The organism is Acidovorax sp. FG60, from assembly GCF_057808995.1.
In genome coordinates, this window is sequence record NZ_JBMDJC010000004.1 from 362,805 (window position 1) to 376,299 (window position 13,495).

Consider the following 13,495-nt stretch of genomic DNA (forward strand, 5'->3'; position numbering starts at 1 on the left):
CCAGCGTGGCCCGTCCCGCGTCCCTCTTGGGGGTCAATACCGGGAAACAGGATGCGTGTCGGGATTGGCCTGTGCCGCCGCCAGGGAGGCGGGGCGCCGCAGGCTGGTGGACACCTCCACCCGGTTGCGGCCGTTTTCCTTGGCCTGGTAGAGCGCACGGTCGGCTGCGGCGATCAGCATGTCCCAGCTGTCGCCGGGCTCCAGCCGGCCGCCAAAGACGCCAATGCTGACCGTGACGGCAATGCCCAGGGCCGCGTCGGTGGTTGCATCTGGCGCGGCTCCGCCGACTGCGCGGATGCGGCAGCGCGATTCCTCCACCGCCTTGCACAGTTCCCGCGCCAGCTGCTCGGCCCCCAGCAACGTGGTGTCGGGCAGCACCACCATGAATTCCTCACCCCCGTAGCGGCCCACCAGGTCCTGCGCCCGCACGCGCTCGCTCAGCACATTGACCACGCTGCACAGCACCTGGTCACCGGCGGGGTGCCCGTAGCGGTCGTTGACCCGCTTGAAGTGGTCGATGTCCACCATCATGAGCGCGATGGATTCGCGCGAGCGCACGGCGCGCGAGACGTCGCGGTCCAGCGCCGCGATCAGCGAGCGGCGGTTGGCCACGCCAGTAAGCGGATCCAGCGCCGCCATGATGCGGTTGTTCTCGTCGGCACGGTCGCGAGACATGAACACAAATCCCATGGAGCTGATAAGCACCACAGAAAACGTGGCCATGAAGGTCAGCGTCTGCAGCAGGCTGCCCTGGAGGATGCTGGTGGCCGTCTGGCTTTCGCCCAAGGCCAGCAGCGCGCGGCCGCCCAGCACCAGGGCCTCCAGGCCCAGCCCTGCCACCAGCAGCCACTGCCCGCGCCCCACGGTGGCATGGCGGCGCTCCAGGGCCGCCATCAGAGCCCACACGGCCTGCAGCCCGATGACCAGGCCCACAAAACTCGCGCGCGCCGGAAAGTTGTCGATAGACACGATGACAAAACACGTGACCAGCGCCGACGGTGTGAGCAGCAGCAGCCACCGTGGCGGGCGCCCCTGGAACTGGTAGATCGCGGCGATCATCCCCACAAACACGCAGGACAGCAGCAGGTTGCCCAGCACGATGGACACCACATCCGGCACCAGGCCCCGCAGCATGATCAGCAAATGCCCGACGGCATTGACCATCAGGGCGGCCGCCCACCGCCCCAGGCCATCGCGCCGACGCCCCCAGCCCACCACAGCCATGGAGGCGGCCATCATGAGCGAACTCACGATGATCATGACCAGCATGGTGGGAACGTGGGCGGCCATGGATGGGGGTGGGCGGTGTGGTGGGGGGTTTCAGATCAGCATAAACGAAGGTCTGCAGACCGCAAACCGCCAGATGACCACGCGTCCCCCGCCGCACAGCCGATTGGTCGGGTGCAGTGGGCTATTGCAACTGGGCGGGTGCGCGCGCGCCACTGCCGGGGGCGTGCACCGCCTCGCCCTCGCCCGTTTGTGCCATGGGCGCGGCCAGGGCCGCGCGCTGGGTGTAGCCGATACCGCCACCGGCCGCGCCCTCGGTCCGCGAGAGCTTGAACACCTGCACCGCCCCCGCCAGGCGGGAGGCCTGCTCCCGCAGGCTTTGGGCTGCGGCAGCGGATTCCTCCACCAGGGCAGCGTTCTGCTGTGTCATCTGGTCCAGTTGGTTCACGGCAGTGTTGACCTGGCCGATGCCGTCGGACTGCTCGCTCGATGCCGCTGTGATCTCACCAATGATGTCGCCCACGCGTTTGACCGAGCCCACGATCTCGTCCATGGTGGTGCCCGCGTTCTGCACCAGGCGTGCGCCCGATTCCACCCGCTCCACCGAGGCGCCAATGAGCGCCTTGATCTCGCGCGCGGCCTCGGCACTGCGCCCTGCCAGACTGCGGACCTCGCTGGCCACCACGGCAAAGCCCCGGCCTTGTTCACCTGCGCGGGCGGCTTCCACCGCTGCGTTCAATGCCAGGATGTTGGTCTGGAACGCAATGGAATCGATCACGCCGATGATATCGGCAATCTTGCGCGAGCTTTGGTTGATGTCGCCCATGGTGGTGACCACCTCGCCCACCACCCGGCCACCGCGTGCGGCCACGGCGGCGGCGGTGCTGGCCAGCTGGTTGGCCTGGCGCGCGGCGTCGGCCGACTGGCGCACGGTGGAGGTGAGGTGCTCCATGCTCTGCGCGGTCTGCGCGAGGCTGCTGGCCGTGGCCTCGGTGCGGGCCGACAGGTCCTGGTTGCCGCTGGCGATCTCGGCGCTGGCGGTGGTGATGCTGTCCACTGCCGTGCGCACCTGCTGCAGCATCTGCGTGTAGCGCTGGCGCATGCCTTCCACCTCCTGCACCAGCGCGCCGATTTCGTCGCGCCGCGTGGTGCGGAATTCTTCGGTCAGGTCGCCCTGCGCTACCAGGGTGATGGCCTGGGTCAGATCCTGCAGCGGGCGGCTTACGCCCCGGCGCAGCATGAGGAACAGGCCAATGGCCAGCAGCACCACGGCTACGGCCATCAAGCCCCACACGGCGAGCGTGACGCGGCGCTGGCTGGCCATGGCCTCGCCGTCGGCCACCTCCGCCACCACCCACCAGCCGCCGCCGGTTTTGCGCACCAGGGCCCAGGGGTCTTCGGCGCCTGCGCCCAACACGGGGGCGGCTTCACGAACAAAGCCATCGGGCGATGCGGCCAGGGCTTCAAAAAACGGGCGGGCCTGGGGGTAGGCCTCCAGCACACGCTTGCCGCGTGCGGTGGGGTGGTACACGAACACCGCCTTGTCGAGCGAGGTGCCGGGGTTGATCACGTACGTGCCGCCATGCTCGAAGAATTTGGTCTGCGCTACCTGCTTTTGCAGCATGGCGTGGAACACGCTGATATCGTTGCCGATGAACAGCAGCGCAATCACCTTGCCCGATGCATCCTTGGCGGGCAGGTAGTGGCCCATGAAGGGCTTGCCGCCCACCACGGTGACTCCGGTGTAGGGCTCGCCTTTGGCCACGGTGGCATAGGCCGGGTCGTCCTTGCCCAGCGGCGTGCCCTGCTGGCGCGCGCCCTGTTCGTTCTTGACCGAGGTGGTGATGCGCACGAAGTCATCGCCCTTCTTGGCGAACACGGTGGCGATACCGCCGGTCTCGCTGGCGAACTTGTCGACCGAGCCGTAGTCCTCGTTGACCAGCGCGCCATAGCTGCGCAGCTCGCCCGAGGCTTCGTCGAGCTGCATGGTGGCCTCGAAGTAGCGCTGAAAGCCCTTCATGGTGAGCTGCACCAGCTCGCGGTTGGTATTGTCGGCAGCGTCCAGCGACTGCGCCACGCTCTGCGCGGTGTCGCCCACACTGGAGGCGACCAGGGCGCGGGTGCTGCGCTCGGTCAGCACGGCAATGGCCAGCCCCACCAACACCAGCACCAGGGCCACCAGCGCAATGGCGGTCAGCGTGACCTGGCGCGCGACGGAACGGTTGTTGGCAAGGGAAGCAGCCATGCAGTGTGTCTCCTGGAGATTGAAAGCCCAAAGCCGGCTGTCGCCGGTCTGCGGTCACTCTACGTCCAGAGGCTTGTTACATTTATTCACGCATTCCCTTACGCAAAGCTGCGTACCTCAACGCCGCCGATGTGTGAGTCATGGCCTGCGAAACTGGCACTGCCCAAGCCGAGGACGCCGAGCAAGTACCGCCCCACAACGAAGGCGTAGGGGGAAGGCGCAGAGCGACTCAGCGGATCTTCCCAGTCATCCAGCCCAGGCCTTGCGAGGTGCCCGCTGCGGGCCGGTATTCGCAGCCGACCCAGCCGCCGTAGCCCAACGCGTCGATGGTGTCGAAGAGAAAGGGGTAGTTCAGCTCCCCCCGGTCCGGCTCGTGGCGCCCGGGCACACCGGCAATCTGAACATGCGCCACCCGGCCCGTGGGCAGGTACTGGTGTAGCTTGGTGGCCACGTCACCCTCCACGATCTGGCAGTGGTAGAGGTCCATCAGCACCTTGAGGTTGGGGGCCTGCGCCGCATCAAGCAGCTCGTGCGCGTGATCCTGCCGGTTCAGAAAGTAGCGAGGCATGTCGCGCAGGTTGATGGGCTCGATGAGGATGTCGCACCCCGCGCCCGCAGCCTCGGCCGCCGCCCAGCGCAGGTTGCCAACGCACAGGTCCTTGAGGGATTCGCGCTCCACGCCGGGCGGCACGATGCCCGAGAGCACGTGGATGCGCGGGCAGCCCAGCACCTCGGCATAGCGCAGGGCTTCTTGCACGCCCGCGCGGAACTCGGCCTCATGCCCAGGCAGCGCTGCGGTGCCGCGCGCGTTCTGGTCCCACGCCGCCGCCATGCGGCTGCGGTCGGTGCCGCCAGGCGGGGCATTGAACAGCACCAGCTGCAAGCCGTTGTCCGCAAGCCGGGCCGCCACCTCGATGGGCTCGAAGGCATAGGGAAACAAGAACTCCACCGCCGTGAACCGGTCGCGCGCCGCAGCGGCAAAACGGTCCAGAAACGGCAGCTCGGTGTACATCAGGCTCAGGTTGGCGGCAAACTGGGGCATGGCGGGCGCGGGCGGAAGGTGGAATCAGAGCGCAGCAGCTTATCGTGCAGCATCGGGGCAAGCAGCCCTTGACAAGCCTCAACCAGGCTCCACCCATGAAAAATATGAGCAAAATTGTCACCTAGCGCTTAATGGATAAGCGCCAGTAGCTATTAATTTGATAGTATTTTGCCCTCCTACCAGGACACCCAATGCGCATCGGAGAACTCGCCCAACGCACCGGCACCACGCCCAAGGCCATCCGGCTGTACGAGGCCCGGGGCCTGCTGGGCACGGTGGCGCGCGCAGGCAGCTACCGCCACTATGGCGAGGCCGATGTAGCCCGCGTGTTGCTGATCCGCCGGGCCCAGGCGCTGGGTTTTCGGCTGTCGGAGCTGGATGGCCTGCCCCGCATCGACACCGCTGCAGGCTGGGAACGCATGGCCCAGCTGGTGGCCGGGCGGCGGGCCGCCGTGGCGCAGGAGCTGGCGCGCCTGTCAGCGCTGGACGCGCAGCTGGCGCTGTTGGAAGCCGAGCTGCACACCTGCGACACGCTGGCCGTGCCCGTGGCACCCGAAGCCTGCGCTGCGCCCTCCACACTGGCGGTGGCACCTCCAGCGCACAACCCCGCGCAATTTGGTGCAGCTACCAAGGCGGGCGCTGCGAGATTCACCGCGACTTGACCTGACCGCTTGACTCTGCCCCGTGGGGCAGGGTGACCATGGCGCCATCAACAACACCGTGATGGAGCGTCTGTGGCAGAGCAACAAAACATTCTGGTCATCCTGGGCCACCCCACCGCCGAGAGCCTGTGCGCAGGCATGGCACGTGCCTATGCCGAGGGCGCCAGGCGCGCAGGGGCGCAGGTGCGGTTTCTGGACGTGGGTCAGCTGACCTTCAACCCCCTGTTCCAGGGCTATGGCGCTGCCCAGCCGCTGGAACCCGATTTGCTGGCCGCGCAGGCCGACATCAGCTGGGCGCACCACCTGGTGTGGGTGTACCCCATCTGGTGGGGCGCCATGCCCGCGCTGCTCAAGGGTTTTATCGACCGCGTGCTGCTGCCCGGCTATGCCTTCAAGTACCGCAAAGGCTCATCGCTGTGGGACAAGCTGCTGACCGGCCGATCGGCCGAGCTGCTGGTGACCATGGACTCGCCGCCCTGGTACTTCCGCTGGGTCACGCGCATGCCGGGGCACCACCAGATGAAGAAGGCCATCCTGGAGTTCTGCGGCATCCGGCCCGTGCAGGTGCACAGCTTTGGCCTCGTGCGCAGCGCCAGCGCCGACCGGTTGGCACTGTGGGTGGAGAAGGCGCGGCAACTGGGATTGCGCCAGGGGGCACGCTCCGCGCCGGGCAAGCCGCGCCCGGCACCTGTTACTTCGTCGCCTTCGCCGTGAAGGCCTGCACTGCAGCACGGCCCACCGCCGAGTCGTCGGTGAAGAAACCGTCGATGCCCGCGCGCAGATAGGCCGTGATCTCGGCCACGCTGTCGCCGCGCACGGTGCCATCAGTGATCGGCGCCTTCTTCAGACCGGCGGGCAGGAAGGCGTTTTCGGGCCGCAGCGTCCAGATATGCACTGCCAGCCCGGCGGCATGGGCCTGCGCGACCAGCGGCATGGGCTCGCCGGGCACACCGTCCTTCACCGGCACCACCAGGGTCTTGAATGGCCCAATGGCGTTGGCGTAGGTGGCCACCTGCTTCAGGCCCTCGGGCGTGATCAGGTCGGCATAAGCGCGCGTGTTGGCCGCGCCCTGGGCCACAAAGTCATACGGCCGGCCCGAAGGGGCAACCAGCTGCACCAGACGCACGCTGCTGAGCTTGCGGATCGCCTGCAGGTTGCTGACCTCGAAGGACTGCACGAACACGGGCGCGTCCTTGTAGTTCCAGCCGTTTTTCTCCAGCACGGCCAGCAGCGGCGCCTCCAGCGGCAGGCCGATGGACTGGAAGTAGGTGGGGTGTTTGGTCTCGGGGTAGATGCCGATGGTGCGACCGGTCTTGGCCGTCGCCGCCTTGGCCAGGTCGATCACCTCCTGCAAGGTGGGCACCTCGAACTGGCCGTTATAGGCCACGTTGGCCGGGCGCTGCGCAGGGATGCGCTCGCGGGCGCGCAGGGTTTTGAGCTCGGCCAGGGTGAAGTCTTCGGTGAACCAGCCGGTGATGGCCTGGCCGTCGATGGTCTTGGTGGTTTTGCGGCCCGCAAACTCGGGGCGGTCCACCACGTCGGTGGTGGCTTCCTTCACAGAGCCATCGGCGCCCAGGATGGCGATGGCGTTCTCGTGCCGCGCCACCAGCACGCCGTCCTTGGTGATGACCAGGTCGGGCTCGATGATGTCGGCGCCGTCGTCAATGGCCTTCTGGTACGCGGCGAGCGTGTGCTCCGGCCGCAGGGCCGATGCGCCCCGGTGGGCAATGACGGTGGGGGTGGGCGGCCAGGCCTGGGCCACGGCGCCCAGCGCCCAGGTGGTCAACAGCGCGGCAGCGGTCACGGCGCGCAGTGCAATGCGTTTCATGCGGGTCTCCTACAAACGGAGCCCGCACCTTAGCCGATGCGGTTGACAGCGGTGTGTCGCCGGGGCGTACACCCCGGTAAGCGCTATGCGTGTTCGAAGTGGAAGACCGCCGTGCCCGCGCGCGCGTTGGGCAGCCAGCGCACTTCCTGTCCATCCTGCAGCCCGAAGGAATCCAGGATGCGCAGGCTGTTCTTGGTGGCCAGCACTTCGAAATCCTTGTAGGTGCCCACGCGGATGTTGGGCGTGTCGTACCACTGGTAGGGCAGGCGCCGCGTCACGGGCATGCGCCCGCGCAGGATGGACAAGCGGTTGGGCCAGTGCGCAAAGTTGGGAAACGCCACCACGCCGGTACGGCCCACGCGCGCCGTCTCGCGCAGCATGGTTTCGGCATTGCGCAAGTGCTGCAGCGTGTCGATCTGCAGCACCACGTCAAAGCTGTTGTCGTCGAACATGGCCAGCCCCTCGTCGAGGTTGAGCTGGATCACATCCACCCCGCGCTGCACGCAGGCCAGCACGTTGGCGTCGTCGATCTCCACGCCATAGCCGCTGCAGCCGCGCTCGCGCTGCAGGTAGTCGAGCATGGCGCCGTTGCCACAACCGAGGTCGAGCACGCGCGAGCCGGGGGGCACCAGGCGCGCCAAGGCTTGCATCGCCGCTTTTTCGGTCATGCTTGCAACTCCTTGGAAATGCTATCGAAGTAAGAGCGCATGACGCCCATGTACCGGGCGTCATCGAGCAAAAAGGCATCGTGCCCGTGGGGCGCGTCGATCTCGGCGTAGCTCACGCTGCGGCGGTTGTCGAGCAGGGCCTTGACGATCTCGCGGCTGCGCTTGGGCGAAAAGCGCCAGTCGGTGGTGAAACTCACCAGCAGGAACCTGGCCTGCGCCCGGGCCAGGGCCCGCGTGAGGTTGCCGGCATGGGTGCGCGCGGGGTCGAAGTAGTCCAGCGCCCGGGTGATGAGCAGGTAGGTGTTGGCATCGAAGTAGTCGCTGAACTTGTCGCCCTGGTAGCGCAGGTAGCTTTCGATCTGGAACTCGATGTCCTGGGTGCTGTATTTCAGTTCCAGGCCTTCGCGCAATTGGCGTCCGAATTTCTCGTTCATCACATCGTCGCTCAGGTACGTGATGTGGCCAATCATGCGGGCGATGCGCAGGCCACGCTTGGGAATCACGCCGTGGCGGTAAAAGTGGCCGCCGTGGAAGTCCGGGTCGGTCACGATGGCGCGGCGGGCCACTTCGTTGAAGGCAATGTTCTCGGCTGTGAGGTTGGGGGCGCTGGCCACCACCACCGCGTGGCGCATGCGCTCGGGGTACTGGAGCGTCCAGCTCAGCGCCTGCATGCCGCCCAGGCTGCCACCCAGCACGGCGGCCAGTTGCTCGATACCCAGGCGGTCGAGCAGGCGGGCCTGGGCGTTGACCCAGTCTTCCACCGTGACCACCGGGAAGTCCGCGCCATAGACCTCGCCCGTATCGGGATGGTTGTGCATGGGGCCGGTGGAGCCAAAGCAGGAGCCCAGGTTGTTCACGCCGATCACGAAGAAGCGGTCGGTGTCCACGGGCTTGCCGGGGCCGATCATGTTGTCCCACCAGCCCTCGCTCTTGTCCTGCCCGGCGTAGACGCCCGCGACGTGGTGCGAGGCATTGAGGGCGTGGCACACGAGCACGGCGTTCGAGCGGTCGGCATTGAGCGTGCCGTAGGTCTCGTAGGCCAGGTGGTAGTCGCGGATGGACGCACCGCTTTGCAGCGGGAGCACCTCCGGAAAATGCATGGACTGGGGCGTGGCAAAAAACGACATAAAAAAACCCGGCGTCGCTAAAAACGAGGCCGGGCGGATGTGTCGGACGGGTCTTTAGCAGGATTTATAAAGCGCCCGCAAGCTGTGGCAAATCGGCGCGTCTGGCAAATATACCAAAACGGCCGCTGCTGCTCACCCGGCGGGCGTGAAGATCGCCACCAACCCCAGCACCAGAAAAATCACCGCCGAGACCACATGGACGGCGCGAATGGGCACGCGGCGAGTGATGCGCTCGCCCAGCCAGACCACCGGCGCGTTGGCGATCATCATGCCGAGCGTGGTGCCCGCCACCACCCACAGGTAGGCGTTGTACTGCGCGGCCAGCATGACGGTGGCGATCTGGGTCTTGTCGCCCATTTCGGCCAGGAAGAATGCGACCACGGTGGTGCCAAACACCCCCCAGCGTGGCGATCCGTCGGCTTCGCCTTCGTCCAGCTTGTCGGGGATCAGCATCCACACCGCCATGGCGATGAACGATGCACCCAGGATCCAGCGCAGTACCTGGGGGCCGAGGAACGTGGTCACCCAGGCACCCAAAGCCCCGGCCAGGCCGTGGTTCACCAGGGTCGCCACCAGGATGCCAAGCACGATCGGCCAGGGTTTGCGAAAACGTGCGGCCAGCACGAGCGCGAGCAGCTGCGTCTTGTCGCCCATCTCGGCGAGCGCGACGATGGCGGTAGAAATGAAGAAGGCTTCCATGGGGGAGGGGGTCCTATCCGGCCGGATGGGTGGAAAACGCATTGACTGCACCCCGACTCCGGCCATGTGGATCGGTTTGCAGTCAATGGTCTCGCCCAGCTCAAAAGCCGCATACGCCATAGGTTTCGAAGAACCCAAGTGTGTTGACGCATGCCCCCGACGCATTGCGCGGCCGGGCGGGCTACTCCCCAAAGACTCGTGGATTTTACCCTGCTTCCGACAGGGAAAACAGGCGGGTGGTTGCCGAAAGGTGGCGACGGGCCAGGTTCGGGTGGCTGTTCAGACCCCGCGGGTTTCCCCTGAAAACCGCCGTTGCACGCTCCGAAATACCCACAAATTTGTGCAGGATGGATGGCTTGATCAAGAAATAAACCCCACACGCCTCATAAAGTGATTAATAATGGGTTCGCTTTTCTGCTTGCAGGAAAGCAGTTAGCTTAGCGGTGAATGGTCAGTTTCGCGTCTTTGAAGTCGTCACAGGTTTGTTGATTGCGTCGGACTCCATCGCGTTTTTGTGTTTTTTCAGGAGTCCTTCATGGGCAACAAACTTTACGTGGGCAACCTGCCCTACTCTTTCCGCGACGAAGATCTGCAACAGACCTTCAGCCAGTACGGCTCGGTCGGCAGCGCCAAGGTCATGATGGAGCGCGACACCGGCCGCTCCAAGGGTTTCGGCTTTGTCGAAATGGGCAGCGATGCTGAAGCCCAAGCCGCCATCCAAGGCGTGCATGGCACCAATTTCGGCGGCCGTGACCTCGTGGTCAACGAAGCCCGTCCCATGGAGCCCCGCGCTCCCCGTAGCGGCGGCTTCGGCGGCGGCAATGGTGGTGGCGGCGGCTACGGCGGTGGTGGCGGCGGTTACGGCGGTGGCCGTAGCGGCGGCGGCGGCGGTGGTGGTTACGGCGGTGGCCGTAGCAGCTACTAAAAAGACCTTGCTGGCAGACCTTTGCGGTCTGCCAAAGGCAAAACAAAGGAGCCCCTGGGCTCCTTTTTTCATGCTTGCGCGGCATCGCCACCACAGTCGGCATTGCCGCTTGCTTTTTCCGCAAAAGTGTGGCGCATAATGAGCCAGCGGGGTTTCCCCCGCTTAAAGTTTGCGGTGATCCGTCAGTTTCGCGCTGAGAGCGTCATTGAGATTAGCTGGCTGCGTTTTCGGGACTCCATCGCTTTTTCCATGTGTTTTTGAGGAGTCCCTCAATGGGCAACAAACTGTACGTCGGCAACCTGCCGTACTCGGTGCGCGACAGCGATCTCGAACAGGCCTTTGGCCAATTCGGCGCAGTGACCAGCGCCAAGGTCATGATGGAGCGCGACACAGGCCGCTCCAAGGGCTTTGGTTTCGTGGAAATGGGCAGTGACGCGGAAGCCCAGGCCGCCATCAATGGCATGAATGGCCAGCCACTGGGTGGCCGCAGCATCGTCGTGAACGAAGCACGCCCCATGGAGCCCCGCCCACCCCGCAGTGGCGGATTTGGCGGCGGTGGTGGCGGTTACGGCGGCGGCGGTGGTCGCAGTGGTGGCGGCGGTTACGGCGGTGGCCGTGAAGGCGGCGGCGGTGGTGGTTATGGCGGCGGCCGCGAGGGTGGCGGCGGTTACGGCGGCGGTGGCGGCGGTGGCCGCAGCGAAGGCGGATTCCGCAGCCCCTACGGCTCTGGCTCCCGCAACGGCGGTGGCCGCAACGGCGGTGGTGGCGGCTATGGTGGCGGTGGTGGCAACGGCTACTAAAGCAGGCCAGTGACGTTTCTCTGAAAGCCCCCTCGGGGGCTTTTTTCATGCACGACCGCCACGTCTTGCTTCTATCGCAGCCAGGACCGCCCCGAACCGGCGGCCAAAAACCACCTCCGGTGGACCTAGGAGCTACTGCTCGCTCTGCCGCCGCTTGCGCGGGCGCCCGGCCAGCAGCTTGTCGAACAGCACGTTCGGCACCATGCGCAGCAACTTGGCAACCACCCCCATTTGCCAGGGGATGACCCGGTAGCTGACACCGGCCGTGATGGCCCGGAAGGCACGGTCCGCAAAATCATCGGCCTGCATCAGAAACGGCATGCTGTAGCGGTTCTGGCGGGTGAGCGGCGTGTCGATGTAGCCCGGAGAAATGGTGACCACACGCACTCCGTGGGGGCGCATCTCCCCGCGCAGGCTCTCGCAGTAGCTGATGACGGCCGCCTTGCTGGCGCAATACGCACCATGCCCGGGCAGGCCACGGATGCCTGCCACGCTGCCGATGCCCACCAGCGTGCCGCTGCCACGCTGCGCCATCGCGTCCGCAAAGGGATGGAAGGTGGCCGCCACACCGATGTTGTTGGTGGCAAAGGTGCGTGCCATCACGTCGATGTCGTCGCGCACTGCCGTGTCCATGCCCACGCTGATACCCGCATTGGCAATGACCACGTCAGGCACCCCTTGGCGTGCGATGCAATCGCGGCCCGCAGCAACGATGCTGTCGGTCACGGCTACATCTGCACTATAAATTTCGTAGCTGTCAGCGCTTATTCCTTGAGCGCTAGCCCATGTTTTGACCTCAGAGGTGCGGCGCGCCACCAGGGCCAAGCGGTAGCCCGACCGGTGAAAGCGCAGGGCCAGGGCCTGGCCGATGCCGCTGGACGCGCCGGTGATGAAGACAAGGGGAGTGGTCATGCAGGTTCCGGACGTGGGCAACGCGTACTAGGGTTTGGCCGCGCCGGGCTGGAGCACGCCACGCACACGTCCGCGCAGCTGCAGCACCTGGTCGAGGTTGTCGTAGTCCATGCCGTCGGCCGTGAAGCGATCATTGCCGCGCGTGAGGGTGACGGGCTTGTCGGAACGCACGCGTTCGGTGTTGGTGTAGGCGTGCAGGAATTCGCTGCGGAACTCCAGCCGAGGCTGGGCGGGTGACCCTGGCTTGGCGGGCAGGGGCTCGCGCGTGACGATGGCATTTCCAAACAGCTGCACCTCCGAGCCATCGGCGTTGGTCAGGGCGCGGTCTGCCGTGGCCACGGTGAGGCGGCCCTGCGGCGTCACCGAGCGCATGCGCGCTTTGTCGATCTCCAGCGTGTCGGAGTCGGGGTAGTGCCGCGCTTCTTCGCCCTGCACTTCGCTTTGCAAGCGCCCGCTCGCGTCAAAGCTTTTTACCGAGAACGACTTCATGAAATAGTCGGGCTGGTTGCCTTGTTGGCGCTCGATGGCAGGCAGCAGGGGCATGGGCGCGTTGCGCACCAGCCACCAGGTGCCCAGCGCCAGCAGCCCCATGAGCACGACGGGCAGATAGAGCGAGAACTGTTCCCAGCCCTGGCGGACCCAGTTGCGCATCACGGTGTTGCCTCCGGGCCAGGCACGACAACCTGGCAGGTGGGGAAAGAGCGCAGAAAACCCCGGTTCATGCGGTGTACTCCGCCAGCAGTGCGGCATAGCGGCCCGAGGCCACCAGCAGCAGATCACACAGTTCGCGCGCGGCACCATCGCCGCCCCGGGCCTGCGTCACAAAATGGGCGGCATGGCGCACTTCGGCCTGGGCGTTGGCCGGGGCGCACGCAAAAGCACTGCGGCGCATCACCGGCAGGTCGGGCCAGTCGTCACCCATCGCAGCAGCCTGGGACCAGTCCAGCCCCAGCGTGGCCAGCATCTGTTCAGCGGCGGGGCGTTTGTCTTCGGTGCCGAACACCGCGTGTTCGACCCCCAGCGCCTTCAGGCGCACGCGCAGCGGTGCGGAGTCGCGGCCCGTGATGACCGCAGGCGTGATGCCTGCCTTTTGCAGCAGCTTGAGCCCATGCCCGTCCAGCGTATTGAAGCGCTTGAGCGTTTCGCCCGATTCGCTGAAATACAGGCCGCCATCGGTCAGCACGCCATCGACATCGAAGAAGGCAATGCGCACGCCTTGGGCGCGCAGCAGCAGCTCGGGGGGAAATTGCAGCACGGGCAGGGTCATTTCAATAAGGGGCATGCAGATCGAACGGGCACAGCCAAGACCAGTGCACCCGTGGAACCGGCTTCGCCGGGCCACCGGGTGCGTCCCCTAAGG

The 13,495-nt window shown here is 66.0% G+C and carries 14 protein-coding genes and 1 riboswitch; of the genes, 4 read left to right on the forward strand and 10 right to left on the reverse strand.

Annotated features, from left to right (window positions below; genetic code table 11):
- Positions 1-33 precede the first annotated feature (33 nt).
- The 3 genes from ACODS0_RS08795 to otnI form a co-directional block, all read right to left on the reverse strand.
- On the reverse strand, positions 34-1,290 hold the full coding sequence (locus tag ACODS0_RS08795; protein ID WP_488834323.1) for a GGDEF domain-containing protein: 1,257 nt from the start codon (positions 1,288-1,290) through the stop codon (positions 34-36).
- A 121-nt stretch (positions 1,291-1,411) separates the two neighbouring features.
- Positions 1,412-3,472 (reverse strand): methyl-accepting chemotaxis protein, encoded by a 2,061-nt coding sequence (locus tag ACODS0_RS08800; RefSeq protein ID WP_488834325.1) that lies wholly within the window; start codon positions 3,470-3,472, stop codon positions 1,412-1,414.
- Between the two features lie 229 nt (positions 3,473-3,701).
- Entirely contained in the window at positions 3,702-4,514 is an 813-nt protein-coding gene (gene otnI / locus ACODS0_RS08805) for a 2-oxo-tetronate isomerase (RefSeq protein WP_488834327.1), read from the reverse strand.
- Between the two features lie 191 nt (positions 4,515-4,705).
- Here otnI and ACODS0_RS08810 point away from each other — a divergent pair, with 191 nt between their 5' ends.
- Both ACODS0_RS08810 and ACODS0_RS08815 read left to right on the forward strand, forming a co-directional pair.
- The gene (locus ACODS0_RS08810; protein WP_488834331.1) at positions 4,706-5,176 is read left to right on the forward strand and encodes a MerR family transcriptional regulator; all 471 of its coding nucleotides are present in this window, start codon (positions 4,706-4,708) and stop codon (positions 5,174-5,176) included.
- Between the two features lie 72 nt (positions 5,177-5,248).
- Positions 5,249-5,890 carry an NAD(P)H-dependent oxidoreductase gene (locus ACODS0_RS08815; protein ID WP_488834333.1) on the forward strand — a complete coding sequence of 214 codons (642 nt, stop codon included), beginning with the start codon at positions 5,249-5,251 and terminating at the stop codon, positions 5,888-5,890.
- Here the strand turns inward: ACODS0_RS08815 and ACODS0_RS08820 are convergent.
- From ACODS0_RS08820 to ACODS0_RS08835, 4 genes are all read right to left on the reverse strand, one after another.
- On the reverse strand, positions 5,868-7,004 hold the full coding sequence (locus ACODS0_RS08820; RefSeq protein WP_488834336.1) for a glycerophosphodiester phosphodiesterase: 1,137 nt from the start codon (positions 7,002-7,004) through the stop codon (positions 5,868-5,870). The genes ACODS0_RS08815 and ACODS0_RS08820 overlap by 23 nt on opposite strands.
- An 83-nt stretch (positions 7,005-7,087) precedes the next feature.
- A complete protein-coding gene (metW, locus tag ACODS0_RS08825) occupies positions 7,088-7,672 on the reverse strand; it encodes a methionine biosynthesis protein MetW (protein ID WP_108498592.1) in 585 nt (194 codons plus the stop codon).
- Positions 7,669-8,799 (reverse strand): homoserine O-succinyltransferase MetX, encoded by a 1,131-nt coding sequence (gene metX, locus ACODS0_RS08830; protein WP_488834338.1) that lies wholly within the window; start codon positions 8,797-8,799, stop codon positions 7,669-7,671. Before metX ends, metW begins: the two co-directional genes overlap by 4 nt.
- Positions 8,800-8,931: 132 nt before the next feature.
- Positions 8,932-9,498, reverse strand: coding sequence for a TMEM165/GDT1 family protein (locus tag ACODS0_RS08835; protein WP_121421696.1), 567 nt, complete (start codon positions 9,496-9,498; stop codon positions 8,932-8,934).
- Between the two features lie 9 nt (positions 9,499-9,507).
- Positions 9,508-9,700: riboswitch (yybP-ykoY riboswitch) on the reverse strand.
- A 333-nt stretch (positions 9,701-10,033) separates the two neighbouring features.
- On the opposite strand from ACODS0_RS08835, the gene rbp (ACODS0_RS08840) reads away from it, so the two are divergent.
- On the forward strand, positions 10,034-10,423 hold the full coding sequence (rbp, locus tag ACODS0_RS08840) for an RNA-binding regulator (RefSeq protein WP_057271457.1): 390 nt from the start codon (positions 10,034-10,036) through the stop codon (positions 10,421-10,423).
- A gap of 272 nt (positions 10,424-10,695) precedes the next feature.
- Entirely contained in the window at positions 10,696-11,223 is a 528-nt protein-coding gene (gene rbp, locus ACODS0_RS08845) for an RNA-binding regulator (protein ID WP_488834342.1), read from the forward strand.
- Between the two features lie 132 nt (positions 11,224-11,355).
- Here the strand turns inward: rbp (ACODS0_RS08845) and ACODS0_RS08850 are convergent, their stop codons facing one another.
- The 3 genes from ACODS0_RS08850 to ACODS0_RS08860 form a co-directional block, all read right to left on the reverse strand.
- Positions 11,356-12,135 carry an SDR family oxidoreductase gene (locus tag ACODS0_RS08850; protein WP_218300754.1) on the reverse strand — a complete coding sequence of 260 codons (780 nt, stop codon included), beginning with the start codon at positions 12,133-12,135 and terminating at the stop codon, positions 11,356-11,358.
- A gap of 27 nt (positions 12,136-12,162) precedes the next feature.
- Positions 12,163-12,786 (reverse strand): LPS export ABC transporter periplasmic protein LptC, encoded by a 624-nt coding sequence (gene lptC / locus ACODS0_RS08855; RefSeq protein ID WP_121421699.1) that lies wholly within the window; start codon positions 12,784-12,786, stop codon positions 12,163-12,165.
- A 67-nt stretch (positions 12,787-12,853) separates the two neighbouring features.
- Positions 12,854-13,417: a KdsC family phosphatase gene (locus ACODS0_RS08860; RefSeq protein WP_436129439.1), complete on the reverse strand. Its 564-nt coding sequence runs from the start codon at positions 13,415-13,417 to the stop codon at positions 12,854-12,856.
- Between the last annotated feature and the right edge of the window lie 78 nt (positions 13,418-13,495).

What these genes read in the sequence shown, in the direction of transcription:
- ACODS0_RS08795 (WP_488834323.1), bottom strand. Translation starts at nt 1,290, where the DNA reads ATGGCCGCCCACGTTCCCACCATGCTGGTCATGATCATCGTGAGTTCG.
- ACODS0_RS08800 (WP_488834325.1), bottom strand. Translation starts at nt 3,472, where the DNA reads ATGGCTGCTTCCCTTGCCAACAACCGTTCCGTCGCGCGCCAGGTCACG.
- otnI (WP_488834327.1), bottom strand. Translation starts at nt 4,514, where the DNA reads ATGCCCCAGTTTGCCGCCAACCTGAGCCTGATGTACACCGAGCTGCCG.
- ACODS0_RS08810 (WP_488834331.1), top strand. Translation starts at nt 4,706, where the DNA reads ATGCGCATCGGAGAACTCGCCCAACGCACCGGCACCACGCCCAAGGCC.
- ACODS0_RS08820 (WP_488834336.1), bottom strand. Translation starts at nt 7,004, where the DNA reads ATGAAACGCATTGCACTGCGCGCCGTGACCGCTGCCGCGCTGTTGACC.
- metW (WP_108498592.1), bottom strand. Translation starts at nt 7,672, where the DNA reads ATGACCGAAAAAGCGGCGATGCAAGCCTTGGCGCGCCTGGTGCCCCCC.
- metX (WP_488834338.1), bottom strand. Translation starts at nt 8,799, where the DNA reads ATGTCGTTTTTTGCCACGCCCCAGTCCATGCATTTTCCGGAGGTGCTC.
- ACODS0_RS08835 (WP_121421696.1), bottom strand. Translation starts at nt 9,498, where the DNA reads ATGGAAGCCTTCTTCATTTCTACCGCCATCGTCGCGCTCGCCGAGATG.
- rbp (WP_057271457.1), top strand. Translation starts at nt 10,034, where the DNA reads ATGGGCAACAAACTTTACGTGGGCAACCTGCCCTACTCTTTCCGCGAC.
- rbp (WP_488834342.1), top strand. Translation starts at nt 10,696, where the DNA reads ATGGGCAACAAACTGTACGTCGGCAACCTGCCGTACTCGGTGCGCGAC.
- ACODS0_RS08850 (WP_218300754.1), bottom strand. Translation starts at nt 12,135, where the DNA reads ATGACCACTCCCCTTGTCTTCATCACCGGCGCGTCCAGCGGCATCGGC.
- lptC (WP_121421699.1), bottom strand. Translation starts at nt 12,786, where the DNA reads ATGCGCAACTGGGTCCGCCAGGGCTGGGAACAGTTCTCGCTCTATCTG.
- ACODS0_RS08860 (WP_436129439.1), bottom strand. Translation starts at nt 13,417, where the DNA reads ATGCCCCTTATTGAAATGACCCTGCCCGTGCTGCAATTTCCCCCCGAG.